The 24,473-nt window shown below is 63.0% G+C and carries 22 protein-coding genes; 7 read left to right on the forward strand and 15 right to left on the reverse strand.

The genetic code is table 11. From position 1 onward, the window contains the following. Positions 1–6: 6 nt before the first annotated feature. The 10 genes from motD to flhA form a co-directional block, all read right to left on the reverse strand. On the reverse strand, positions 7–879 hold the full coding sequence (gene motD, locus DNK06_RS05405) for a flagellar motor protein MotD (RefSeq protein WP_131179017.1): 873 nt from the start codon (positions 877–879) through the stop codon (positions 7–9). Positions 880–881: 2 nt separating this feature from the next. Beyond that, a complete protein-coding gene (locus tag DNK06_RS05410; RefSeq protein WP_131179018.1) occupies positions 882–1,622 on the reverse strand; it encodes a flagellar motor protein in 741 nt (246 codons plus the stop codon). After that, positions 1,622–2,737: a protein-glutamate methylesterase/protein-glutamine glutaminase gene (locus tag DNK06_RS05415; RefSeq protein WP_131179019.1), complete on the reverse strand. Its 1,116-nt coding sequence runs from the start codon at positions 2,735–2,737 to the stop codon at positions 1,622–1,624. The genes DNK06_RS05410 and DNK06_RS05415 overlap by 1 nt, the downstream gene beginning before the upstream one ends. Positions 2,738–2,779: 42 nt before the next feature. Then, positions 2,780–4,969 carry a chemotaxis protein CheA gene (locus DNK06_RS05420; protein WP_131179020.1) on the reverse strand — a complete coding sequence of 730 codons (2,190 nt, stop codon included), beginning with the start codon at positions 4,967–4,969 and terminating at the stop codon, positions 2,780–2,782. 11 nt (positions 4,970–4,980) lie between these two features. Then, the gene (locus tag DNK06_RS05425; protein ID WP_131179021.1) at positions 4,981–5,769 is read right to left on the reverse strand and encodes a protein phosphatase CheZ; all 789 of its coding nucleotides are present in this window, start codon (positions 5,767–5,769) and stop codon (positions 4,981–4,983) included. Between the two features lie 19 nt (positions 5,770–5,788). After that, positions 5,789–6,163 carry a chemotaxis response regulator CheY gene (locus tag DNK06_RS05430; RefSeq protein WP_175154250.1) on the reverse strand — a complete coding sequence of 125 codons (375 nt, stop codon included), beginning with the start codon at positions 6,161–6,163 and terminating at the stop codon, positions 5,789–5,791. A 378-nt stretch (positions 6,164–6,541) separates the two neighbouring features. Further along, positions 6,542–7,285, reverse strand: a complete 744-nt coding sequence (fliA, locus tag DNK06_RS05435; protein WP_131179022.1) for an RNA polymerase sigma factor FliA — start codon at positions 7,283–7,285, stop codon at positions 6,542–6,544. Next, positions 7,282–8,112: a MinD/ParA family protein gene (gene fleN, locus DNK06_RS05440; RefSeq protein WP_207389959.1), complete on the reverse strand. Its 831-nt coding sequence runs from the start codon at positions 8,110–8,112 to the stop codon at positions 7,282–7,284. Before fleN ends, fliA begins: the two co-directional genes overlap by 4 nt. A gap of 94 nt (positions 8,113–8,206) precedes the next feature. Next, positions 8,207–9,514 (reverse strand): flagellar biosynthesis GTPase FlhF, encoded by a 1,308-nt coding sequence (gene flhF / locus DNK06_RS05445; RefSeq protein WP_131179023.1) that lies wholly within the window; start codon positions 9,512–9,514, stop codon positions 8,207–8,209. A gap of 15 nt (positions 9,515–9,529) precedes the next feature. Continuing rightward, the gene (gene flhA, locus DNK06_RS05450) at positions 9,530–11,638 is read right to left on the reverse strand and encodes a flagellar biosynthesis protein FlhA (RefSeq protein ID WP_131179024.1); all 2,109 of its coding nucleotides are present in this window, start codon (positions 11,636–11,638) and stop codon (positions 9,530–9,532) included. Positions 11,639–11,888: 250 nt separating this feature from the next. Between flhA and sodC the strand changes: the two genes are divergently transcribed. The 7 genes from sodC to DNK06_RS05485 all read left to right on the forward strand — a co-directional run bounded on the left by sodC (position 11,889) and on the right by DNK06_RS05485 (position 20,848). After that, a complete protein-coding gene (sodC, locus tag DNK06_RS05455; RefSeq protein ID WP_131179025.1) occupies positions 11,889–12,410 on the forward strand; it encodes a superoxide dismutase family protein in 522 nt (173 codons plus the stop codon). A 218-nt stretch (positions 12,411–12,628) separates the two neighbouring features. Continuing rightward, a complete protein-coding gene (locus tag DNK06_RS25500) occupies positions 12,629–12,841 on the forward strand; it encodes a hypothetical protein (protein WP_131179240.1) in 213 nt (70 codons plus the stop codon). Between the two features lie 17 nt (positions 12,842–12,858). Then, on the forward strand, positions 12,859–13,932 hold the full coding sequence (locus tag DNK06_RS05465; protein WP_131179026.1) for an HlyD family secretion protein: 1,074 nt from the start codon (positions 12,859–12,861) through the stop codon (positions 13,930–13,932). After that, entirely contained in the window at positions 13,929–16,673 is a 2,745-nt protein-coding gene (rbbA, locus tag DNK06_RS05470) for a ribosome-associated ATPase/putative transporter RbbA (protein ID WP_131179027.1), read from the forward strand. Before DNK06_RS05465 ends, rbbA begins: the two co-directional genes overlap by 4 nt. Position 16,674: 1 nt before the next feature. Further along, on the forward strand, positions 16,675–17,790 hold the full coding sequence (locus DNK06_RS05475) for an ABC transporter permease (RefSeq protein WP_131173592.1): 1,116 nt from the start codon (positions 16,675–16,677) through the stop codon (positions 17,788–17,790). A 66-nt stretch (positions 17,791–17,856) separates the two neighbouring features. Beyond that, complete coding sequence (locus tag DNK06_RS05480) at positions 17,857–18,075, forward strand: YgdI/YgdR family lipoprotein (protein ID WP_131173593.1); 219 nt, start codon at positions 17,857–17,859, stop codon at positions 18,073–18,075. Between the two features lie 280 nt (positions 18,076–18,355). Beyond that, the gene (locus DNK06_RS05485; RefSeq protein WP_131179028.1) at positions 18,356–20,848 is read left to right on the forward strand and encodes a phosphoketolase family protein; all 2,493 of its coding nucleotides are present in this window, start codon (positions 18,356–18,358) and stop codon (positions 20,846–20,848) included. A 215-nt stretch (positions 20,849–21,063) separates the two neighbouring features. Here the strand turns inward: DNK06_RS05485 and flhB are convergent, their stop codons facing one another. From flhB to fliO, 5 genes are read right to left on the reverse strand one after another with little or no spacing between them, the layout of a single operon-like run. After that, on the reverse strand, positions 21,064–22,200 hold the full coding sequence (gene flhB / locus DNK06_RS05490) for a flagellar biosynthesis protein FlhB (RefSeq protein ID WP_131179029.1): 1,137 nt from the start codon (positions 22,198–22,200) through the stop codon (positions 21,064–21,066). Next, complete coding sequence (gene fliR, locus DNK06_RS05495) at positions 22,201–22,977, reverse strand: flagellar biosynthetic protein FliR (RefSeq protein WP_131179030.1); 777 nt, start codon at positions 22,975–22,977, stop codon at positions 22,201–22,203. Between the two features lie 5 nt (positions 22,978–22,982). After that, positions 22,983–23,252 (reverse strand): flagellar biosynthesis protein FliQ, encoded by a 270-nt coding sequence (gene fliQ / locus DNK06_RS05500; protein WP_131179031.1) that lies wholly within the window; start codon positions 23,250–23,252, stop codon positions 22,983–22,985. 10 nt (positions 23,253–23,262) lie between these two features. Continuing rightward, positions 23,263–24,048 carry a flagellar type III secretion system pore protein FliP gene (fliP, locus tag DNK06_RS05505; protein WP_131179032.1) on the reverse strand — a complete coding sequence of 262 codons (786 nt, stop codon included), beginning with the start codon at positions 24,046–24,048 and terminating at the stop codon, positions 23,263–23,265. Then, positions 24,048–24,473, reverse strand: coding sequence for a flagellar biosynthetic protein FliO (gene fliO / locus DNK06_RS05510; protein WP_131179033.1), 426 nt, complete (start codon positions 24,471–24,473; stop codon positions 24,048–24,050). Before fliO ends, fliP begins: the two co-directional genes overlap by 1 nt.

Genomic DNA, 24,473 nt, shown 5'->3' on the forward strand with positions numbered 1-24,473 from the left:
CCCGCTTCATGGGGCAGGCGACGGGGAATTGACGGCACCATTGGCTGGAGCCTGTGCTGCAGGCGCTGAAGCAGGTTGCGTGCCAGCACGTTGCATCACCGCATCGGGCTGGGCATTGGCACTACCCACGCCACTCACACTACGCCGCACATCGAGATTGCGCGAGACCACCAGCACTACGCGGCGGTTATGCGCCCTGCCCTCTGCCGTAGCGTTGTCGGCCACCGGCTGAAATTCGCCATACCCCACGGCTGCCATCCGCGACGGGTCGACGCCATCCATGGCCAGCATCCGCACGATGCTGGCAGCACGTGCTGTCGACAGCTCCCAGTTGGTCGGGAACTGCGCGGTATTGATCGGCTGATTATCGGTAAAGCCTTCCACATGCACGGGGTTATCGTAAGGAGCCAGAATCTTGGCAATTTTCTCGATGATCTCGAAGGCCGCATCATTCGGCAGTGCATCGCCACTGGGGAACAGCAGGCCGGAGCTCAGTTCGATCTCGATCCACAGCTCGTTGCCACGCACCTTGAGCTGATCGCTCTGCAGCAGGCCGCCGAAGGCATCACGCACGTTGTCGGCGATACTCTGCAAGGTCGAGGCGGTGATCTGCTGCGCAGATTCCTCGTCCACCATCGAACGATCCGGTTTGGTGGTACGCGGTCGCTCATCCCCCACGGGAATGGGTTTGATGGCGCGATCCGGCTGGTTGAACACGCCGGTCAGGGTTTCCGAGAGGATCTTGTATTTGCCTTCGTTGATCGACGAAATCGAATACATCACCACGAAGAAGGCGAACAGCAGCGTGATGAAGTCCGCGTAGGACACCAGCCAGCGTTCGTGATTCTCATGCTCTTCGTGGCGACGTCGGCGAGCCATGGTCAGTTCATGAAGCCTTGCAGCTTCAACTCGATGGAGCGCGGATTTTCACCCTCGCCGATGGACAGGATGCCTTCGAGGAGCATTTCCCGGTAAGCCGACTGACGCATGGCCACGGATTTGAGCTTGGCGCCAACGGGCAGCAGCAGCAGGTTGGCGAGCGCTACACCATAGATGGTGGCGACGAATGCAACAGCGATCCCACCACCGAGCAGACTTGGATCAGCCAGATTGCCCATCACGTGGATCAGCCCCATCACCGCCCCGATGATGCCGATGGTCGGCGCATAGCCGCCCATGCACTCGAAGAACTTGGCTGCCTGTATATCGCGGCTTTCCTGGGTGTAGAGATCGACTTCGAGAATACTGCGAATGGCTTCCGGCTCTGCGCCGTCGACCAACAGCTGCAACCCCTTGCGCGCATAGGGGTCGGCTTCGCCATCGGCTACGGCCTCAAGGCCGAGCAAGCCTTCCTTGCGTGCGGTCATGCTCCAGTTCACCACCCGGTCAATGCCGCCGGGCAGGTCGATCTGCGGTGGAAAGAAAATCCAGCGCAGGATGTTCATGGCGCGCTTGAACACCGTGACCGGCGTTTGCAGGAACGCAGCACCGAGGGTGCCGCCGAACACGATCAGCGCCGCCGGGCCGTTAAGCAGTGCCGAGACATGCCCCCCCTCCAGGTAATTGCCACCAAGAATGGCGACGAATGCCAGTATGACGCCGATCAGGCTCAGCACATCCATCAGAGGCAGGCCTCGACCAGATGGCGACCGATATCTTCCAGCGGATAGACAGCATCGGCCAGGTTGGCCTTCACGATCGCCATGGGCATGCCGTAGATCACACAACTGGCCTCGTCCTGCGCCCATACCTGGCTGCCGCCCTGTTTGAGCAGACGCGCACCCTCACGGCCGTCAGCACCCATGCCGGTAAGCACCACGGCCAGTACCTTGTCGTGGTAGGACTTGGATGCCGAGCCGAAGGTGATATCCACGCAAGGCTTGTAATTCAGGCGCTCGTCGCCGGGCAGGATGCGGATGGTGCCGCGCCCGTCGATCATCATCTGCTTGCCACCTGGCGCCAGAATGGCCAGCCCGGGGCGCAGGATGTCGCCGTCTTCAGCTTCCTTGACGTTGATCTTGCAGAGCTTGTCCAGACGCTCGGCAAAGGCCTTGGTGAAGGCCGCCGGCATGTGTTGAATCAGCACGATGGGCGTCGGGAAATTCGCCGGCAACTGGGTCAAGACCCGCTGCAAGGCAACCGGGCCACCGGTCGAGGTACCGATCGCCACCAGCTTGTAGGCTTTGCGCTTGGGTGCGGCGCTGCCGGTCGATGGCTGACGCTCGGCCGGCGGATGGCCGACACTCGGCTGTGGCCGCGCAGGTACAGAAGTGCTGGCAGGTCGGCTCAGGCTACCGCCGGCAGGCGGCGTCAGGGACGCCGCGCCGATCCCCCGGCGGTTGCTGCGCGAAATGCTGTGCACCTTCTCGCACAGCAGTTGCTTGACCTTTTCCGGGTTGCGCGAGATGTCCTCGAAATTCTTCGGCAGGAAATCCACCGCACCGGCATCCAGCGCGTCCAGGGTGACCCGGGCGCCTTCGTGGGTGAGCGAAGAGAACATCAATACCGGTGTAGGGCAGCGCTGCATGATGCTACGCACAGCGGTGATACCGTCCATCAACGGCATCTCGTAATCCATGGTGATCACGTCCGGCTTGAGTGCCAGCGCCTGATCGATGGCCTCACGTCCGTTGGTGGCGGTGCCGACCACGGTGATGTTGGGATCGGACGAGAGAATCTCCGAGACTCTGCGCCGAAAAAAGCCGGAGTCGTCGACCACCAGTACCTTGACAACCATAAACACTCCTAAGCGGCGCAGCAGAGGCCGCGCCGCGGACGATCAGATACGCCGTGCGTAGCGCTTGAGCATGCTCGGGACGTCGAGAATCAGGGCGATCCGCCCGTCGCCGGTGATGGTCGCACCGGAGATGCCAGGCGTGCCTTGCAGCATTTTGCCCAGCGGCTTGATCACCACCTCTTCCTGGCCGACCAGCTGATCGACGACGAAGCCGATCCGCTGATTGCCGATGCTGAGAATCACCACATGGCCTTCGACCTGCTCTTCGTGGGCAGCTTTACTCACCAGCCAGCGCTTGAGATAGAACAGCGGCAGCGCCTTGTCGCGGACGATCACCACTTCCTGCCCGTCGACCACGTTGGTGCGCGACAGATCGAGGTGGAAGATCTCGTTGACGTTGACCAGCGGGAAAGCGAATGCCTGATTGCCGAGCATCACCATCAGCGTCGGCATGATCGCCAGGGTCAGCGGTACCTTGATGACGATCTTCGAGCCCTGGCCCTTCTGCGAGAACACGTTGACCGTGCCGTTGAGCTGGGAAATCTTGGTCTTCACCACGTCCATGCCGACGCCGCGGCCGGACACGTCGGAAATCTCGGTCTTGGTCGAGAAACCGGGGGCGAAGATCAGGTTGTAGCATTCCAGATCGGTCAGGCGGTCGGCCGCATCCTTGTCCAGCAGGCCTTTTTCCACGGCCTTGCTGCGCAACACGTCGGCGTCCATCCCCTTACCGTCATCGGTAATCATCAGCAGGATGTGGTCGCCTTCCTGCTCGGCAGACAACACCACTCGCCCGGTGCGCGACTTACCGGTGGCTTCGCGCTCTTCCGGGCTTTCCACGCCATGGTCGACGGCGTTGCGCACCAAGTGCACCAGGGGATCGGCCAGCGCTTCGACCAGGTTCTTGTCCAGATCGGTCTCTTCGCCAACCAGCTCCAGGTTGATTTCCTTCTTCAGCTGACGAGCCAGGTCGCGAACCAGCCGCGGGAAGCGCCCGAAGACCTTCTTGATCGGCTGCATGCGGGTCTTCATGACTGCCGTCTGCAGATCGGCGGTGACCACGTCGAGGTTGGAGACGGCCTTGGACATGGTCTCGTCGCCGCTGTTGAGCCCCAGGCGCACCAGGCGGTTACGCACCAGCACCAGTTCGCCGACCATGTTCATGATCTCGTCCAGGCGTGCGGTGTCGACCCGTACCGTGGTTTCCGCCTCACTCGCTGGCGCAGCGGCGGCGGCCGGTGCGGCTGCTGTTTTTGCCTTGGCTGGCTCGACCTTGGCCGCCGGCGCAGGAGCTGCCTTGCTGGCGGCAGGCGCAACGGGCTTGGCTTCGGGCTTCGGAGCAGGTGCAATGGGCGCAATGGCGGTCGGCTCGACGAACTTGCCTTTGCCGTGCAGCTGATCGAGCAGTGCCTCGAACTCGTCGTCGGTGATTTCATCGCCCTGCGCCGCAGAACTGGCGGGTGCGGCAGGAGAAGCCGATACAGGCGCCTCAGCCGGCGTGCTGGCGAATTGTCCTTTACCGTGCAACTGATCGAGCAAGGCTTCGAATTCGTCGTCGGTTATATCGTCGCCGTTACCACCGCTCGCGGCACTGACCGGCGCAGGCACCTCGACAGCGGGCGTTGCGGAGGTCGCGAACTGTCCCTTGCCATGCAGTTGGTCAAGCAGCGATTCGAATTCATCATCGCTGATTTCGTCGTCCGAGCCGCTCGCCTGCGGTTGTGGCTCATCGCCCAGGGCATCGAGCAATTGTTCGAATTCGCTGTCCGTAATGTCCGTCGATGCCTCTGCGGCCGGCTCGACTGGTGCAACGACCGTGACCGGGGCAGACGCTGCGGCAGGAGCGGGTTCGGCCAGGCGCGCCAGAGCTGCCAGCAGCTCGGGAGAGGCCGGTGTCGGCTTGGTGCGCTCGCGCACTTCGGTGAACATGCCATTGACGGCATCCAGTGCTTCGAGCACCACGTCCATCAATTCCGAGTCGACACGACGCGCACCCTTGCGCAGGATGTCGAACACGTTCTCGGCGATATGGCAGCACTCCACCAGCTCATTGAGCTGCAAGAAACCGGCCCCGCCTTTTACCGTGTGAAATCCCCGAAAAATCGCATTGAGCAGGTTCATATCGTCCGGGCGGCTTTCCAGCTCCACCAATTGCTCGGACAACTGCTCGAGAATCTCGCCGGCCTCTACCAGGAAATCCTGGAGGATTTCTTCATCGGCGCCGAAGCTCATATGACGTGCTCCTAAAATCCCAGGCTGGACAGCAAATCGTCGACGTCGTCCTGGGAGGATGCGACATCATCACGCTTATCGGCATGAATCTGCGGACCTTCACCGTGGGACGCATCTTTTTGTTTGTTCTGCTCGACACGCAACTCGTCGTGATTGTGTTCGATACCGGCGAAGCGATCGACCTGGCTGGCCATCAACATGAGCTTCAGCAGGTTGCTCTCTACCTCGGTCACCAGCTGCGTGACACGCTTGATCACTTGCCCGGTCAGATCCTGATAGTCCTGCGCCAGTAAAATGTCGTTGAGATGCCCGGACAGCTTGCTGCTGTCGCGTTGGCTGCGCGCAAGAAACAGCTCGATGCGCTTGGCCAGCTCACGGAAAGCCTCAGCCCCCATTTCACGGCGCATGAAACGCCCCCAATCCTCGCTCAGGGCATCGGCTTCGCTGCTCAGGTCATTGACCAGTGGCGCGCTCTGCTCGACCAGATCCATGGTGCGATTGGCTGCGCGCTCGGTCATGGTCACGACGTAATTGAGCCGCTCGGTGGCGTCGGATATCTGCGAGACTTCCTGGGCGTGAGGCACCCGGGGATCGAGCTGAAAATTGACGATGGCGTTATGCAGCTCACGCGTGAGCTTGCCGACTTCGTGGTAAAGACCCCGGTCGCGCGCCTTGTTCAGTTCATTGATCAGCTGTATCGCTTCACCAAAGTTGCCTTGTTCAAGGCTGTTTACCAGTTGGCGGGCATTGCTTTTCAGGGTCGACTCGAGGCCGGCCTCTTGAGAATCATCGTGTTCCATAACAACCTCGCGGCAGACATCAGCCGTTGACCCGCTCGAATATTTTCTCAATCTTTTCTTTGAGCACCTGAGCGGTGAATGGCTTGACCACATAGCCGTTCACACCGGCTTGGGCGGCCTCGATGATCTGATCGCGCTTGGCCTCTGCCGTAACCATCAGCACCGGCATCTGCTTCAAGCGCTCATCCGCACGCACTGCACGCAGCAAGTCGATACCGCTCATGCCCGGCATGTTCCAGTCGGTCACCAGAAAGTCGAAGCTACCGCTTTGCAGCATCGGCAATGCGGTGGTGCCGTCGTCAGCTTCCGCCGTGTTGGTGAACCCCAGATCACGCAAGAGGTTCTTGATGATCCGTCGCATCGTCGAGAAATCATCGACGATGAGGATTTTCATGTTCTTGTCCAAGTCGACCTCCGTACAGTCCTAAAACGCGTTCAGCATTCCGAAGCGCTTATAAATCGTGAAACCGGCCTGGCGGAACGCCACAAAACCATTGCGCCCTGCTTTGCTGCGTTCACTGTGTTTTTCAGCGCCCTGCCAATTCTCAAAAATATGCGCAAGGCCTGCTGCGTGTCGGCCCTGCTGCGTTGAAAACACCCTGGGTTGCCAGCCCAGTCGACAAGCCGCTTGCGGCTAACGCACGTCAGTGCGGGCCAGAAGCGAGTAGTGCTCATTTTTACCAACAGTAAGTCGCCCGCGACTCCGACCGCTTCCCCACCTGCTTTCGCGGGGGCGCCTAACCCTTGCTGAGCTCTACCCTTGAAAAAACTCTTATGCGCGCCAATCCACTAACCGCGCGCGTAAACGCGCGGCACACTGACTGTGCAATTGGCTGACTCGCGACTCACTAACCCCCAGTACCTCGCCGATTTCCTTGAGGTTCAATTCCTCATCGTAATACAGCGACAACACCAACCGTTCACGCTCAGGCAGATTGCTGATGGCATCGACCAGAGCCGCCTGGAAACGATCATCTTCCAGTTCATGCGAAGGCCCGTGGTGCAGGGAACTCGTGTCTTCCTGCAGCCCACCACTCTCGCCTTCCTGCAACAGGTCGTCGAAACTGAATAAGCGGCTGCCCAAAGTGTCGCCAAGAATGCCGTAGTAATCCCCGAGACTCAATTGGAGTTCGGCAGCAACCTCCTGATCTTTAGCGTCTCTTCCGGTTCTCGCTTCGATTTTTCGAATTGCGTCGCTGACCATCCGGCTGTTGCGGTGTACCGAACGTGGTGCCCAATCGCCCTTGCGCACCTCATCGAGCATGGAGCCACGAATGCGAATCCCGGCAAAGGTCTCGAAACTGGCGCCCTTGCCAGCGTCATAGTTGCGGGATGCCTCGAGCAGGCCAATCATTCCGGCCTGGATCAGGTCATCCACCTGCACGTTGGCGGGCAGACGCGCCAGCAGGTGATAGGCAATGCGCTTGACCAACGGCGCGTAACGCTCAATCAATTGATGCTGTGAATCCCGTGCCTGTGTCTTGCTATACATGCGGAGTCCAGAGGCTGTCGTCATACAGCCGTGTCTGCAGTCGGTTGTTGCACCAAGCGCTCGACGAAGAACTCCAGATGGCCTCGCGGATTGGCCGGCAACGGCCATGCGTCAACCTTCTGGGCAATCGCCTTGAACGCCAGCGCGCACTTCGAACGAGGGAACGCCTCATACACCGCACGCTGTTTCTGTACGGCTTTGCGTACCGACTCGTCGTAAGGCACCGCCCCCACATACTGCAGCGCGACATCCAGGAAACGGTCGGTGACCTTGGTCAGCTTAGCAAACAGATTGCGGCCCTCCTGCGGGCTGTGCGCCATATTGGCGAGCACCCGGAAACGATTCATGCCGTGGTCACGATTGAGCAGCTTGATCAGCGCGTAGGCATCGGTGATCGAGGTCGGCTCGTCGCACACCACCACCAGTACTTCCTGGGCGGCGCGCACGAAGCTCACCACCGAGTCGCCGATACCGGCGGCGGTGTCCACGATCAGTACGTCGAGGTTGTCGCTGATATCGCTGAATGCCTGGATGAGGCCAGCGTGCTGCATGGGCGTGAGCTGCACCATGCTCTGGGTGCCGGAGGCCGCAGGCACGATACGAATGCCGCCAGGCCCCTGCAGGATGACATCGCGCAGCTCGCACTCACCCTCGATCACGTCAGCCAGGGTGCGCTTGGCCGTCAGACCGAGCAGCACGTCGACGTTGGCCAGCCCCAGATCGGCATCCATGAGCATGACGCGCCGACCGAGATCCGCCAGCGCCAACGACAAATTCACCGACACATTGGTCTTGCCAACGCCGCCTTTGCCGCCGGTCACCGCGATCACCTGTACGGGATGCATACCCATGTTATCTACACACCTTATCTATCTTCGCTTTAAGCCATAGGGCCATTGTGCGCTGCCGGGACGACCGCAACCAGCGCTTCGCCACACAGCATGATCATCCCGCGCGTCGTGCCGGATCCTGATACAAGCCTGCAAACATATCGGCCATCGTATCCTCACTGGGCTCATCCGGAGCCTGCAGACCGACGGCACGGCTGACCAGTTGATGACTACGCGGCACCTGTACATCGTCCGGAATCCGCGGGCCATCTGCCAGATAGGCTACTGGTAGACGGTGGCTAATAGCCAGACCCAATACCTCACCCATGCTGGTCGCTTCGTCCAGTTTACTCAGAATGCAGCCGGCCAGCCCACAGCGCTTGTAGCTGTGATAGGCGGCCTTCAGCACTTGCGCCTGGCTGGTAGCAGCCAGCACAAGGTAATTTCGGGCGTTGACGCCGCGGCTTGCCAGGGTTTCCAGTTGCATACGCAGCGCCGGGTCGCTGGCCGGCAGACCGGCTGTATCGATAAGCACCACACGCTTGCGCGCCAACGGCGCCAGCGCCTGAGTCAAAGACTGACCGGGATCGACGTGGGTCACGGATACGCCAAGAATACGGCCCAGGGTCTTTAGCTGTTCCTGGGCACCGATGCGGTAGCTGTCCATGCTCACCAGGGCGATATTCGCGGCGCCGTACTTGAGTACGTAGCGTGCTGCGAGCTTGGCCAGCGTGGTGGTCTTGCCCATGCCCGCCGGGCCGACCAGAGCGATCACGCCGCCCTCTTCCATCGGCTCCTGCTTGGGCGTCTGAATCGAGTGTGCCAGATGCGCCAGCACCATACGCCAGGCCTGACGCTGGTCACCGAGCGAGGCCACACGTTCGAGCAGCGTACGGGCCAGTTCGGCGGGCAGCCCCATGCGCTGCAAACGACGCCACAGGGTGGCCTGTTGCGGGCGACGGCTCTGCATCTGCCCCCAGGCGATGGAACCCAGTTGCATTTCGATCAGTTCACGCAGGCCGTGCAGTTCGGAACGCATCGAATCCAGCGCGGCCTGATCGACCGAAGCCGAGGCCGGCTTCTTCTGCTGACGCTCGAGCACGGCGTCCAGGCTGTCGGCAGGCGACGCACCTGGCGCATCGGCGAACAGCTGACGATCCTTGCCGGCATCCAGCTGCGCACGGGTAGTCAGTTCGGCCTGGGCGGAGGCGATGCGCGACTGAGTCTTGCGCAGTTCGGCCTCCAGGGCCGGGTTCGGTTGCCGCGCCGGTGCGGGCGCAACCTGATAATCGAGCGCGGCCGTCAATTCCACGCCACCCGCCACACGGCGGTTACCGATGATGGTCGCATCAGCGCCCAGCTCATCGCGAACCAGCTTCATGGCTTGGCGCATATCGGCGGCAAAAAAGCGTTTGACCTGCATGGCCCGTACCCTCGATTAATTCTGCCCCACCGTCGCAACGATGGTGACCTGCTTGTTGTCCGGAATTTCCTGGTACGCCAGAACATGCATGCTCGGGACGGCCAACCGGGCGAAACGCGAGAGCATTCCCCGAACCGGCCCGGCCGCCAGCAGAATCACCGGCTTGCCAAGCATCTCCTGACGCTGCGCTGCTTCCACCAGGGAACGTTGCAGCTTCTCGGCCATGCCAGGTTCCAGGAGGATGCCATCCTCGGAGCCTTGACCGGCCTTCTGAAGACTATTTAGCAATATCTGTTCCAACCTTGGCTCAAGGGTGATCACAGGCAGCTCCGGCTCTAGTCCCACGATGTTTTGCACGATTGCACGAGCCAACGCGACGCGTACCGCAGCAACCATCGCGGCGGGATCTTGACTCCGCGGTGCGACGTTGGCGATGGCTTCGGCAATGGTACGGATGTCACGTACCGGCACCTGTTCCTGCAACAGCGCTTGCAGCACCTTGAGCAGGGTCGACAGCGAGATAAGGCCAGGAACCAGCTCTTCCGCCAGCTTTGGCGAGCTTTTTGCCAACAATTGCATCAGTTGCTGGACTTCTTCGTGGCCCAGCAGCTCATGGGCATGCTTGTGCAGGATCTGATTGAGGTGGGTAGCGACCACGGTACTGGCGTCCACCACGGTGTAACCGAGGGACTGCGCCTGGTCGCGCTGACCGGGGTCGATCCACACGGCATCGAGACCGAACGCCGGATCTTTGGCGGCCACGCCGTTGAGGGTGCCGAATACCTGACCCGGGTTGATCGCCAGTTCGCGATCCGGGTACACCTCGGCCTCGGCGACGCTGACGCCCATCAGAGTCAGTCGATAAGCATTGGGTTGCAGATCCAGGTTGTCGCGGATATGCACGGATGGCATCAGGAAGCCCATCTCCTGCGACAGCTTCTTGCGTACGCCCTTGATCCGCGCCAGCAGTTGCCCGCCCTGGTTGCGATCGACCAGCGGAATCAACCGATAGCCGACTTCCAGACCGACCATGTCCACCGGCATCACGTCGTCCCAGCCAAGCTCCTTGATCTCCTGAGCGCGCTGCGCCGGGAGCAGTTCCTGCTGGCGCTGAACCTCCTGAATCTCGACTTCCTTGACCTTGCGCTGCTTGTTGGCGATCCAGTACGCCGCGCCCGCGGCGATCAGGCCCAGGCCAACGAAAGGCATATGCGGCATGCCAGGCACCAGACCCATGGCGATCATGATCGCCGCCGCAACGGCCAGCGCGCGCGGCGAAGCGAACATCTGCCGGTTGACCTGAGCGCCCATGTCTTCGGAGCTGGAAACCCGGGTGACCATGATCGCCGCGGCCGTGGACAGCAGCAGCGACGGGATCTGTGCCACCAGACCGTCACCGATGGTCAGCAACGAGTAGATACGCCCCGCCTCGCTGAACGGCAGGCCGTGCTGCAGCATGCCGATGCCGATGCCGCCGAGCAGGGTGACGAACATGATCAGCAGACCGGCGATGGCATCGCCGCGCACGAACTTGCTGGCACCATCCATCGAACCGTAGAAATCCGCTTCCTGGGCTACCTCGACACGGCGCTTCTTGGCTTCCACCTGGTCGATCAGGCCGGAATTGAGATCGGCATCGATGGCCATCTGCTTGCCGGGCATGGCATCCAGAGTGAAACGCGCACTGACCTCGGAAATCCGTCCGGCGCCCTTGGTCACCACCACGAAGTTGATGATGATGAGGATGGCGAACACCACGATACCAACGACGTAGTTACCGCCGACCACCACCTCGCCGAACGCCTTGATCACTTGCCCGGCCGCTCCCGCGCCGTCCTGCCCGTGCAGCAGCACCACCCGCGTGGAGGCCACGTTCAGCGCCAGACGCAGCAAGGTAGCCGCCAGCAGGATGGTAGGGAAGACGGCGAAATCCAGCGGCCGCAGCGCATAGATCGCCACCAGCAGGACGACGATGGACAAGGCGATATTGAAGGTGAACAGCACGTCGAGCAGGAACGGCGGAACCGGCAGCATGACCATGCCGAGCATGACCAGCAGCAACAGCGGGATACCGAGATTGCCGTCGCGCAACCCGGACAGGTTGCTGCGAACGTTGCCAATCATTTGTGCGCGATCTACTGCCACGTGGTTACCCCGGCTGATTCAATCTTTTGACGCCTAAGCGCCTTCGCTGCCGGTGTTTGCAAGAACCTTTCCAACTCTGCAAAAAACCTGAAATCACTGGACGGCTGATCGGGCCGGCGACAGCTGACACGAAAGCGAGACGAAAACACGAACCCCGCCAGGAAACTCAAGTCCACAACCTGTGAGCGATGGTTTTGCCCACGGATTTTCCATCTACGAGGAGTCACGTATGAAACGCTGGATGATGGCCGCATTGGCCAGTTGCTGTGCCGCTAGCCTGCAGGCCGCCGACCTGGCGGTCGAACTCAATGCCGTGGACGCTAAAGGCGTCGGCACCTCGGTTGGCAAGGTGGTGATCAGCCAGAGCCCTTACGGCGTGGTTTTCACCCCTGAACTGCATGACCTGGAGCCAGGCGTACACGGCTTCCACGTGCACGGCAAACCCAGTTGCGATCCCGCACCGAAGGATGGCCAGCCTTCAGCAGCCGAGTCCGCGGGTGGTCACTGGGATCCGCAGAACACCGGCAAACACGGCCTGCCCTGGGGCGATGGCCATCTGGGTGACCTCCCCGCCCTGCTGGTCACGGCGGACGGCAAAGCCAATCAGCCCGTACTGGCGCCGCGCATCAAAAGCGTGGATGAGCTGAAGAACCTGGCGCTGATGGTTCATGCCGGCGGCGATAACCATGCCGACCATCCCGAACCGCTGGGTGGCGGTGGTGCCCGCGTGGCCTGCGGCGTAATCGAGTAACGCCACGGCGCGTTAGCCTGCCAATACGCTTGCCACGCCACAGCCAGTGACAAGCCTCTGACGTACGAGCCCAGCGCTGGCATCACGATGCTGCGCTGGGCTCGTACGCCATCGAAGCGGGTCACTGCAGCGATGAAATCACGTCTATCCTGATTCCCCAGCGCAAGGGCGAACCACTCATCCTCACCAGCGATGAACCATCCCGCCTCGGCTGAACACTGGACGAACTCGTCCCGCTCGAGACCAACGCAGCTTTCACTGCGCAATCCCTGGCGGTCGCCCAGGCACTGCGCCGGGATACCGGCAAAGTCAATGGTGCTTCCATTGCCCTGGGTCATCCCATCGCCCCGCGCCGTCATGCACACTGGCAATGCCGAGTATCCGCTTGTGGCACCCGCGCCTGGCCGCTACGTGAAGCAGTGAATGTCTGACCTTGGGAAATCGATCGATGAAGCAGCAGCACAGGAAGAACCTCACCCGTGTGGTGGTCGTGGCCGCCCTGGTCGCCGTTGTCGCCCTGGTATGGATGAAGTTGCGCCCAAGCGGACTGGGTGAGGGTTTCGCCAGCGCCAACGGCCGTATCGAAGCCACCGAAGTGGACGTGGCCAGCAAGCTGGCCGGCCGGCTCCTGGAAATCGAGGTCGAGGAAGGCGACTTCGTCCAGGCCGGGCAGATCCTGGCGCGCATGGATACCCAGGTGCTCGTGGCGCAGTTGAACCAGGCCCAGGCCCAGGTACGCCAGGCGCAGAACGCCACCCGTACGGCCCATTCCCAGGTCTCCCTGCGGCAAAGCGAGAAGGTCACCGCCGAAGCCGTGGTGCGCCAGCGCCGCGCCGAACTCAGCGCCACGCAGAAACGCCATGAGCGTACCGCGATCCTGGTCAAGCGCAATGCCCTGCCACGCCAGCAACTCGATGACGACCTGGCCGCCCTGCAGAGCGGCCAGGCCGCCCTCGCCGCCGCGCAGTCCCAGGTGGTCTCGGCCCAGGCCGGCATCGAGGCCGCGCAATCCCAGGTGATCGAGGCCGAATCGGCGGTGCAGGCCGCCCAGGCCAGCGTCGAGCGGCTGCAGGCCGATATCGAGGACAGCCAGCTCAAGGCACCGCGCAGCGGCCGCGTGCAGTACCGTATCAGCCAGCCCGGCGAAGTGCTGGCCGCGGGCGGCAAGGTGCTCAACCTGGTCGACCTCAACGATGTCTACATGAACATCTTCCTGCCTTCGCAGCAGGCCGGCCGGGTCGCCCTCGGTTCCGATGTGCACCTGGTGCTGGATGCGGCGCCGCAGTATGTGATCCCGGCCAAGGTGACCTTCGTGGCCAGCGTCGCGCAGTTCACGCCGAAGACCGTGGAAACCGCCAGCGAACGCGAGAAGCTGATGTTCCGGATCAAGGCGCGGATCGACCCCGACTTGCTCAAGGCGCATCTGGAGCAGGTCAAGACCGGCATCCCCGGCATGGCCTACCTGAAACTCGACGCTGCCGCCGAATGGCCGCAAGACCTGCAGATCCGGATTCCCCAATGACGCAGAGCCCCTCCGTCGTGGCGCAACTGCTCGACGTCAGCCTGCGCTACGGCAAGACCTGCGCGGTGGATCACGTCAGCCTGGAGATTCCCGCCAGGCGCATGATCGGCCTGATCGGCCCGGACGGGGTCGGCAAGTCCAGCCTGCTGGCGCTGATCGCCGGGGCGCGCAAGCTGCAGGACGGCACGGTGCGGGTGCTCGATGGCGACATGGCCGACGCCGGCCACCGCCGCGCCATCTGCCCGCGCATCGCCTACATGCCCCAGGGCCTGGGCAAGAACCTCTACCCGACCCTGACCGTGTTCGAGAACCTCGACTTCTTCGGCCGGCTGTTCGGCCAGGACGCAGCGGAACGCAAGGCGCGCATCGCCGACCTGGTGCAGAGCACCGGCCTCGCGCCCTTCACCGAGCGCCCGGCGGGCAAGCTGTCCGGCGGCATGAAGCAGAAGCTCGGGCTGTGCTGCGCGCTGATCCACGACCCGGACCTGCTGATCCTCGACGAACCCACCACCGGCGTCGACCCGCTGGCGCGCAACCAGTTCTGGGAGCTGATCGAGCGCATCCGCACGCGCCGTCCCGGCATGAGCGTGCTGGTCGCCACCGCCTACATGGACGAAGCCCAGCGTTTCGACTGGCTGGTGGCCATGGACGACGGCAAGGTGCTGGATACCGGCACTCCCGGCGAACTGCTCGAACGCACCGCCACCGACAACCTGGAAGAAGCCTTCATCGCCCTGTTGCCCGAAGCCAAGCGCAGCGGCCACCATGCCCTGGTGATTCCACCGCGCCCGGCGGCCAGCGGCAACGACGCGGTGGCCATCGAGGCCCATGGCCTGACCTGTCGCTTCGGCGATTTCGTCGCCGTCGACCACGTGGATTTCCGCATCGAACGCGGGGAGATCTTCGGCTTCCTCGGCTCCAATGGCTGCGGCAAGTCGACCACCATGAAGATGCTCACCGGCCTGCAGCCGGCCAGCGAAGGCGAAGCCTTCCTGTTCGGCCAGCCGGTCGACCCCAGGGACATCGAAACCCGCCGGCGGGTCGGCTACATGTCCCAGGCCTTTTCCCTGTACAGCGAGCTGAGCGTGCTGCAGAACCTCGACCTGCACGCCCGGCTGTTCCACATTCCCGTGGCACAGCGCCCTGGCCGTATCCAGGAAATGCTCGACAGGTTCAACCTCCAGGGCGTTGCCGAGCAATTGCCGGCCGACCTGCCCCTGGGCGTGCGCCAACGCCTGTCGCTGGCGGTGGCGGTGATCCACAAGCCGGAGATCCTGATCCTCGACGAGCCCACCTCGGGGGTCGACCCGATCGCCCGGGACGGCTTCTGGGAACTGCTGATCGACCTGTCGCGCAACGATGGCGTGACCATCTTCATTTCCACCCACTTCATGAACGAGGCGCTGCGCTGCGACCGCATGTCGATGATGCACGCCGGCCGGGTGCTGGACAGCGACACGCCGCAGGCGCTGATGGACAAGCGCGGCCTGGCCACCCTGGAAGAGACCTTCATCGCCTACCTGCGCGATGCCGCCGGCAGCGACGAGAGCGCCCCGGAGGCCACGCCGGGCGTAGCGCCAGAGACGTCGAACGGCACCGCCGGCGCGTCGACGTCACGCTTCAGCCTGCGTCGCCTGTACAGCTATACCCAGCGCGAATCCATGGAACTGCGCCGCGACCCGATCCGCGCCACCCTGGCCCTGCTCGGTACGGTGCTGCTGATGTTCATCATGGGCTACGGCATCAGCCTGGACGTGGAGGACCTGAACTACGCGGTGCTCGACCGCGACCAGACCACCACCAGCGCCGCCTACGCCCTGAACATCGCCGGCTCGCGCTACTTCGTCGAGCAAGCACCGTTGCGTGACTATGCCGATCTCGACCAGCGCATGCGCAAGGGCGAGATCAGCCTGGCGCTGGAGATTCCGCCCGGCTTCGGCCGCGACCTCAAGCGCGGCGAGGTGCCGCAGGTGGGCTTCTGGGTGGATGGCGCCATGCCGACCCGCGCCGACACCATCAAGGGCTACGTGCAAGGCATCCACCAGAGCTACCTGGAGGAACTCGCCCGTGGCTCGACCCAGGGGGTGGCGGCCAGTCCGTTCGACATCACCCTGCGCTACCGCTACAACCCCGACGTACAGAGCCTGCCGGCCATGGTGCCGGCGGTGATCCCGATCCTGCTGATGCTGATCCCGGCCATGCTCACCGCCCTCGGCGTGGTGCGCGAGAAGGAACTGGGCTCGATCACCAATTTCTATGTCACCCCGGTGACCCGCCTGGAATTCCTGCTCGGCAAGCAGTTGCCCTACATCGGCCTGGGCATGATCAACTTCTTCATGCTGGTGGCCCTGTCGGTGCTGGTGTTCGACGTCCAGGTCAAGGGCAGCATGCTGACCCTGACCATCGGCGCCCTGCTCTACGTGATCTGCGCCACCGGACTCGGCCTGCTGATGTCGTCGATCCTCAACAGCCAGATCGCCGCCATCTTCGGCACCGCCATCGCCACCCTGCTGCCGGCGACGCAGTTTTCCGGCCTGATCCACCCGGTATCGGCCATGGAAGGCGCCGGCGCCTTCATCGGCAATATCTACCCGACCAGCCACTTCCTGACCATCAGCCGTGGCGTGTTCTCCAAGGCCCTGGGTTTGCACGACCTGTACCTCTATTTCTTTCCCCTGCTATTGACCATTCCCGTGCTGACCCTGCTCAGCGTCGCCGGCCTGAAGAAGCAGGAGCATTGAGATGCGCAAACTGAGCAATATCCTGCAGTTGGGGATCAAGGAACTGCGCAGCCTGTATCGCGATCCGGCGTTGCTGCTGCTGATCGTCTACGCCTTCACCCTCGGCATCTACTCCAGCGCCACCGGGGTGCCGGAAGCCCCGCACCGCGCCACCATCGGGGTGATCGACGAAGACCAGTCGCAGCTGTCCCAGCGCATCATCGCGGCCTTCCAGATGCCCTACTTCCTCGCCCCGAAGCCGATCACCCTGGAGGAAATGGACAGCGGCATGGATGCGGGCCTCTACACCTTCACCCTGAACATCCCGCCGAACTTCCAGCAGGATCTGCTCGCCGGGCGCCAGCCGAGCATCCAGCTCAACGTCGACGCCACCCAGGTCAGCCAGGCCTTCACCGGCGCCGGGCACATCCAGCAGATCATCAGCGCCGAAGCCGGCGAATTCCTCCAGCGCACGCGCGGCGCGGCGACCCAGTCGGTCGAGGCGGTGGTGCACATGAACTACAACCCCAACCTGGTACGCGCCTGGTTCGGCTCGGTGAACGAGGTGATCAACCAGATCACCATGCTGTCGATCATCCTCACCGGCGCCGCGCTGATCCGCGAACGCGAGCACGGCACCATCGAGCATCTGCTGGTGATGCCGGTCACGCCGTTCGAGATCATGTGCGCCAAGGTCTGGTCGATGGGGCTGGTGGTACTGACGGCTTCGGCCATCGCCCTGACCCTGGTGGTCGAGGGCTGGCTGGAGGTGCCCATACCGGGCTCCATCGCGCTGTTCCTGTGCGGTGCGGCCCTGCACCTGTTCGCCACTACCTCGATGGGCATCTTCTTCGGCACCCTGGCCCGTTCGATGCCGCAACTGGGCCTGCTGATCATCCTCGTGCTGATGCCGCTGCAGATCCTCTCGGGCGGCATGACGCCCCGGGAAAGCATGCCGGAGGCGGTGCAACACATCATGCTGCTGGCCCCCACCACGCACTTCGTCGAACTGGCCCAGGCCATCCTCTTCCGTGGCGCGGGAAGCACCATCGTCTGGCCACAGCTGGTGGCGCTGGCCATCATCGGCAGCCTGTTCTTCGTCGGCGCCTTGTCGCGGCTGCGCAAGTCATTGCATTGAGGATCGATCGATGCCGAAGCGCCACGCACAGCCGACACCCCACCTGAGCCATACCGGAGTCTCACCATGAAACAATTCGCCATCATCCTCTCTGCCGTTGCCCTCGCCGCCCTGTTGAGCGGCTGCTCCACGCCTTCGCTGATCATTCTCAACGACGGCCAGGAACTGCAGACGCTGGACAAGCCCAAGTTCGATAAAAAGACCGGCTTCTACGAATTCCGGCAACTGGACGGCAAGTCGAACCGCATCAACAAGGATCAGGTGCAAAGCATCAAGCAACTGTAACGTCCGTGCGCTACTGATGCGGCTCCAGCGGCGCGCCCGTCATGGCGGGTGCGTTGGTGCCCGAGCCGTCCAGGCGAGCCCATGCGCTCCGCTCGCCGTGCGGCGGTCGATCGAAACGGATGCCGCGTTCGTGCCTACACTGGTGACACACCATCCTCGCCGGATCCAGTCGTACCGGTGCGCCGCCAGGCGATGGCGGACAGGTCGTGACCGCGGACGCCGGGCACGACCTGGCGCCCAACGCCTCGAACGAACCACCACAGCCCGACAGGAGTTGCCCGTGTTCCATTTCAATCCCGACCTTTCCAGTGCCGATACCACGCCCTCCCCCGTACCGCCTGCCGCCGACAAGCCGGCGCTCGACGATCGGCAACTGGCGGTCATCCAGCGCTACTGGCAGGCGGCCAATTACCTCTGCGTGGGGCAGATCTACCTGCAGGACAACGCGCTGTTGCAGGAGCCGCTGAAGGCCGAGCACATCAAGCCACGCCTGCTCGGCCACTGGGGCACCTCGGCCGGACAGAACTTCATCTATGCCCACCTCAACCACCTGATCGGCCGCGAAAACGTGGAGATGCTGTTCCTCTCCGGCCCCGGCCACGGCGGCCCGACCCTCAACGCCTGCGCCTGGCTGGAGGGCACCTACAGCGAAGTCCACCCGCAGATCAGCCGTGACGCCGACGGCATGCGCCGCTTCTTCCGCTCGTTCTCGACCCCCGGCGGCATACCCAGCCACTGTGGGCCGCACACACCGAACTCGCTGCACGAAGGGGGCGAACTGGGCTACTCGCTGATGCATGCCTTCGGCACCGTGTTCGACAACCCCGAGCTGGTGGCGGTCTGCGTGATCGGCGACGGCGAAGCGGAAACCTGCCCGCTGGAAGGCAGCTGGAAAAGCATTCGCTTCCTCGATCCGCGCAAGGACGGCGCGGTGCTGCCGATCCTGCACCTCAACGGCTACAAGATCTCCGGCCCGACCGTCGAGGCGCGTACCGATGACGCCGACCTGATCCAGCTCTACCAGGGCCGCGGCTACGAGCCGATCATCGTCGCCGGCGACGACCTGCCCGGCATGCACCAGCGCTTCGCCGCCGCCCTGTCCGACAGCTACCAGCGGATTCGCCAGTTGCAGGCCCAGGCCCGCGACCAGGACCTGCCGCGGGTCGGCCGCTGGCCGATGATCATCCTGCGCTCCCCCAAAGGCTGGACCGGGCCGATCGAAGTCGACGGCCTGCCGGTGTCCGGCACCTTCCGCGCCCATCAGGTGCCCCTGGCGGGGGTGCGGGAAGACCCGCAGCACCTGGCCTTGCTGGAGGCCTGGCTGCGCAGCTACGAACCCCACAGCCTGTTCGACGACAACGGCGTGCCGGCGGCCGATCTCGACGGGCTCAACCCGCCCGCCCACCTGCGCCTCGGCGCGGTGCCCCACGCCAACGGCGGGCGGCTACTGACCGCCCTGGATCTGCCCGCCTTCGGCGAATACTCGCTGGAAGTACCAGCCCCCGGCCAGGTGATCGCCGAGGCGCCGCGCAAGCTGGGCGAGTTCCTGCGCGACGTGATCCGCCGCAACCCGCGCAACTTCCGGATGTTCAGTCCCGACGAAACCAATTCCAACCGCCTCAACGCGGTGTTCGAAGCCTCTTCCCGCACCGCCTCCGGCCCGCTGCTGGAACTGGACGATCAACTGGCGATGGACGGCCGGGTCATGGAAGTGCTCAGCGAACACCTGTGCGAAGGCTGGCTGGAAGGCTATCTGCTCACCGGGCGGCATGGCATGTGGTCGACCTACGAGGCCTTCGCCCAGGTCGTCGATTCGATGGTCACCCAGCATGCCAAATGGCTGCAGCAATGCCGCGAATTTGCCTGGCGCAAGCCGCTGGCGTCGCTGAACATCCTGATCACCAGCCACGCCTGGCGCAATGACCACAATGGCTTCAGCCATCAATCCACCGGCTTCGTCGACAACGTCCTGCAACGCCGCTCGGAGGTGGTGCGCATCTACTACCCGCCGGACTCCAACTGCCTGGTCAACGTGTTCGACCACTGCCTGCGCAGTCGCAACTACATCAACGTGGTGACCTGCGGCAAACAGCCGGACTTCCAGTGGCTGGACTTCGAAGCGGCCCTGGAACACTGCTCGCGCGGCGCGTCGATCTGGAGCTTCGCCAGCAGCGACGGCGGCGGCGAGCCGGACATCGTGCTGGCCTGCGCCGGCGACGTGCCCACCACGGAAGCGGTGGCCGCCTCATGGCTGCTGCAGAAGCATGTGCCGGGGATCAAGGTGCGCCTGGTCAACGTGGTCGACCTGGGCATCCTCGCCTCGCCGCGGGATCGCCCCCACGGCCTCGACGACGCCAGCTTCGAAGCCCTGTTCACCCGGGATGTGCCGGTGATCTTCGCCTTCCATGGCTCGACCTGGGTCATCCACTCCATGGTGCATGGCCGGGCCAACGAGGCCCGCTTCCATGTCCGCGGTTTCTCCGATCAAGGCACCACCACCACCCCGTTCGACATGGTGGTGCTGAACGACCTCAGCCGCTACCAGCTGGCCAGCGAAGCGCTCAAGTACGTGCCCCGCCTGCGCGCCCAGGCCAGCCAGGCGGTCGATCTGTTCCAGCGCAAACTGCGCGAGCACCACAGCTATATCCGCGAGCACTTCGAGGACTTGCCGGAAATCCGCAACTGGCACTGGACGGATGATTTCGAGCAACCGACCGCCCCGCCGCCACTGGCCAAGGGACATGCCCGGGGCCAGACCTTCACCGACGCGTGAGGCGCGCGCAAGGCTGATGCAGCACGCCAGTCGGCGCTAATGGTCATGACCGCTGGCCGCTCCGAATTACGTTGCCTCACGCCAAACCGCGTCGCGGCCGCCAATCGCCGCGAGGGCGCGGCGCCTACGGGATCGCGGCAAGCTACCGACCCTGTAGGAGCGTCGCCCCCGGCGCGATGCGATCGTGGCCACCCCGCAGAGTCCGTGGCATGGTGCTATTCGTCGCGACGCAGATCCGGCGGAATGGGCAGATCCTTCAACGGTGTTGGCCGCTTGCCCTTGCCAGCCTGGTACTGACGAATCTGATAGACGTACGCCAATACCTGGGCCACCGCCAGATAAAGACCGGCCGGGATCTCCTGATCCAGTTCGGTGGTGTGATAGATCGAGCGAGCCAGGGCTGGCGACTCCAGCAGCATCACGTTGTGCTCCTGAGCGATCTCGCGGATCTTCAGCGCCGTGAAATCCCCCCCTTTGGCCAGTAGTACCGGTGCCTGGCCCTTTGCCGGGTCGTATTTCAGTGCCACCGCAAAGTGGGTCGGGTTGGTGATTACCACATCGGCCTGAGGTACCGCCTGCATCATGCGCCGCTCGGCCATTTCGCGCTGCAACTGGCGAATCCGCTGTTTGACCTCGGGCTTGCCCTCGCTGTCCTTGTACTCGTCCCTGACCTCCTGCTTGGTCATCTTCAGCTTCTTCTTGTTGTCCCAGAGCTGGAACGGCACATCCACGGCGGCGATCAGGATCAGCCCGAGGGACATCCACAACGCACTCCAGCCGACCACTTGAGCGGCATGCATGATCGCCGATTCGATCGGTTCGTTGGCGATCGCCATCAGATCGTCACGATCCATCGACAGCACCACCAGTGCCACCACGAGGATCAGGATGAACTTGGCCAGCGCCTTGAGCAGCTCGACCAGTGCCTTCACCGAGAACATGCGCTTGAGCCCGGCCAGCGGGTTCATGCGGCTGAACTTGGGGGCCATGGCCTTGGCCGAGAACAACCAGCCACCCAGGGCGATGGGGCCGACGATGGAGGCGATCAGCAGGGTCACGAACAGTGGAACCAACGCCTCCATCGCCACCTGACCGGAGGCGGCCAGCAACAGGCCCATGTTGCGCTCATCGAACAGATCCTCGCGTGACAACACGAAATTGCCGCGCATGACGTCCAGCAGCGCGATGCCCAGACCGCCCCCTGTGGCCAGCAGGCCGCCGGTGCCAGCGAGCATGATGGCGAAGGTGTTCAGCTCGCGCGAACGCGCGATCTGCCCTTTCTCGCGGGATTCACGGAGACGCTTCTCCGTGGGTTCCTCGCTTTTTTCGGCACCACTTTCGGATTCGGCCACTCAGCTCGCCCTCACCAATTCACGCAGCATCGTCAGGGCTTCGGCGGCCATTATCTGGTAATGCGCGAGGATATCGGCCAGGGAAATCCACACGATCACCATCCCCAGCACCAGGGTCAGCGGGAAGCCGATGGAAAAGATGTTCAGCTGCGGTGCAGCACGGGTCATCACGCCAAAGGCGATATTGACCACCAGCAACGCGGTAACCGCCGGCAACACCAGAATAAGCGCCGCCCCCATCACCCAGCCGAGCTTGGTCGCCACTTCCCAGTAGTGCTCAACCTGCAGCCCGGAGCCAGGCGGCAGCGTCACGAAACTCTCGGCCAGCACCTCGAACACCACCAGATGGCCGTTCATGGCCAGAAACAGCAAGGTCACCAGCATGGTGAAATACTGGCCGATCACCGGCACCGAAATACCGTTGGCAGGGTCGACCATGGATGCGAAACCCAGGCCCATCTGCATCGCCAGGATCTGCCCGGCGACCACGAAGACATGGAAGAACAGCTGCAACACGAAGCCGAGCATGACGCCGATGAGAATTTCCTGAGCGATGAGCACGAAGGCTTGCAGGCTGATGGCATCGACCTGCGGCATAGGCGGCAACGTCGGTACCAGCACCACACTGATGGCCAGCGCCAGATACAGGCGCACCCGGGTCGGCACCAGCTGCGTACCGATGATCGGCATCACCATCAGCAAGGCCGCGATGCGGAACAGCGGCAGCAAAAAACTGCTGACCCAGCCGCCGATCTGCGCATCGCTCAGTTCGAACATCGCACTCAGCCGATCAGCTGCGGGATGTTCATGATCAGATTCTGCGTGTATTCCATCAGCTCACGCACCATCCAGGGCCCGGCAACGATCAGGGTCAGCAGCATCACCAGCAAACGCGGCAGAAAGCTCAGGGTCTGTTCGTTGATCTGCGTGGCGGCCTGGAACATCGCCACCATCAGGCCCACCAACAGGCTGGGCGTGACCAGCAAACCGACCATGAGGCAGATCAGCCAGAGCCCTTCACGGAACAGGTCGACGGCGACTTCAGGGGTCATGTGAACCTCGCTATAAGGTGCCGAAACTACTGGCCAGGGTGCCCATGATCAGGGCCCAGCCATCGACCAGCACGAACAGCATGATCTTGAACGGCAGCGAAATGATCAGCGGCGACAACATCATCATACCCATGGCCATGAGGATGCTCGCCACCACCATGTCGATGATCAGGAACGGGATGAAGATCATGAAACCGATCTGGAAGGCGGTCTTCAGTTCCGACGTGACGAAGGCCGGCACCAGAATGGTCAGCGGCGCCTCATCCGGGCTGGCAATGTCGGTGCGCTTGGACAGGCGTACGAACAGCTCCAGATCGCTCTCACGGGTCTGCGCCAGCATGAAGTTCTTGATCGGCCCTTCCGCCCGCTCGATCGCCTGCTGCGCCGGCAACTGCTCGTTCAGGTAGGGCTGCAGCGCCTCGCGGTTTATCTGGTCGAACACCGGCGCCATGATGAACATCGTCAGGAATAACGCCAGGCCGACGAGAATCTGGTTGGACGGCGTTTGCTGCAAGCCCAGGGCCTGACGCAGGATGGAAAACACGATGATGATGCGCGTGAAGCTGGTCATCAGCATGACAAACGCCGGGATGAAGCTCAGCGCGGTCATGATCAGCAGGATCTGCAGGCTGACCGAATATTCCTGCTGGCCGTCGGCGTCGGTGCTCAGGGTGATAGCCGGAATCGACAGCGGATTGCTGCCCTGCTGGATCAGCGAACTGCCTGCAGGCGGCTCCTGGGCAAAGGTCAGCGAGGCGCCCAGTGTGAACACCAATACAAGCAGAAGGCGCAGCATCAGGACTTGTCCTTCTGATCCTTGCCCAACAGCTCCATCAGGCGCTGGGCGAACTCCGTGGAGGCTGGCTCGGCATCAGGCAGATGAACCGGCTCGCCCATCACGTGCAGCGGATTGATCCGCCCCGGGGTCAGCCCCAGCAGTATCTGCTCGTTCCCCACCTGCACCAGCACCAGCCGATCACGCGGGCTCAAGGCCTGGGTGGCGACGATCTTGATCACCTTGCCGCCACTCGGCCCCATGCGCTGTACACGACGCATCATCCAGGCGAGCAGGAAAATCAGGCCGATGACCAGCAACAGGCCAATGACCAGTTGCACCAGCTGGCCACCAATACCGCTACCGGCCGCAGGCGCCTGAGCCGCGGGCTCGGCAGCCAGCACAGAGAGCGGCAGCGCCAGTAAAGCGAGCAGAATTCTGTTCAT

Source organism: Phytopseudomonas daroniae (assembly GCF_004327285.1).
In the GTDB taxonomy this organism is placed as follows: domain Bacteria; phylum Pseudomonadota; class Gammaproteobacteria; order Pseudomonadales; family Pseudomonadaceae; genus Aquipseudomonas; species Aquipseudomonas daroniae.

Excerpts from the sequence above, each read along its gene's own strand:
- flhF (WP_131179023.1), bottom strand. The coding sequence starts at position 9,514 with ATGCAGGTCAAACGCTTTTTTGCCGCCGATATGCGCCAAGCCATGAAG.
- DNK06_RS05425 (WP_131179021.1), bottom strand. The coding sequence starts at position 5,769 with ATGGAACACGATGATTCTCAAGAGGCCGGCCTCGAGTCGACCCTGAAA.
- DNK06_RS05480 (WP_131173593.1), top strand. The coding sequence starts at position 17,857 with ATGAAACAATTCGCCATCATCCTCTCTGCCGTTGCCCTCGCCGCCCTG.
- DNK06_RS05410 (WP_131179018.1), bottom strand. The coding sequence starts at position 1,622 with ATGGATGTGCTGAGCCTGATCGGCGTCATACTGGCATTCGTCGCCATT.
- flhA (WP_131179024.1), bottom strand. The coding sequence starts at position 11,638 with ATGATTGGCAACGTTCGCAGCAACCTGTCCGGGTTGCGCGACGGCAAT.
- fliR (WP_131179030.1), bottom strand. The coding sequence starts at position 22,977 with ATGTTCGAACTGAGCGATGCGCAGATCGGCGGCTGGGTCAGCAGTTTT.
- DNK06_RS05465 (WP_131179026.1), top strand. The coding sequence starts at position 12,859 with ATGAAGCAGCAGCACAGGAAGAACCTCACCCGTGTGGTGGTCGTGGCC.
- fliO (WP_131179033.1), bottom strand. The coding sequence starts at position 24,473 with ATGAACAGAATTCTGCTCGCTTTACTGGCGCTGCCGCTCTCTGTGCTG.
- fliA (WP_131179022.1), bottom strand. The coding sequence starts at position 7,285 with ATGACGACAGCCTCTGGACTCCGCATGTATAGCAAGACACAGGCACGG.
- DNK06_RS05415 (WP_131179019.1), bottom strand. The coding sequence starts at position 2,737 with ATGGTTGTCAAGGTACTGGTGGTCGACGACTCCGGCTTTTTTCGGCGC.
- rbbA (WP_131179027.1), top strand. The coding sequence starts at position 13,929 with ATGACGCAGAGCCCCTCCGTCGTGGCGCAACTGCTCGACGTCAGCCTG.
- fliP (WP_131179032.1), bottom strand. The coding sequence starts at position 24,048 with ATGCTGCGCCTTCTGCTTGTATTGGTGTTCACACTGGGCGCCTCGCTG.
- fliQ (WP_131179031.1), bottom strand. The coding sequence starts at position 23,252 with ATGACCCCTGAAGTCGCCGTCGACCTGTTCCGTGAAGGGCTCTGGCTG.
- DNK06_RS05475 (WP_131173592.1), top strand. The coding sequence starts at position 16,675 with ATGCGCAAACTGAGCAATATCCTGCAGTTGGGGATCAAGGAACTGCGC.
- DNK06_RS05420 (WP_131179020.1), bottom strand. The coding sequence starts at position 4,969 with ATGAGCTTCGGCGCCGATGAAGAAATCCTCCAGGATTTCCTGGTAGAG.
- DNK06_RS05430 (WP_175154250.1), bottom strand. The coding sequence starts at position 6,163 with ATGAAAATCCTCATCGTCGATGATTTCTCGACGATGCGACGGATCATC.
- motD (WP_131179017.1), bottom strand. The coding sequence starts at position 879 with ATGGCTCGCCGACGTCGCCACGAAGAGCATGAGAATCACGAACGCTGG.
- fleN (WP_207389959.1), bottom strand. The coding sequence starts at position 8,112 with ATGGGTATGCATCCCGTACAGGTGATCGCGGTGACCGGCGGCAAAGGC.
- sodC (WP_131179025.1), top strand. The coding sequence starts at position 11,889 with ATGAAACGCTGGATGATGGCCGCATTGGCCAGTTGCTGTGCCGCTAGC.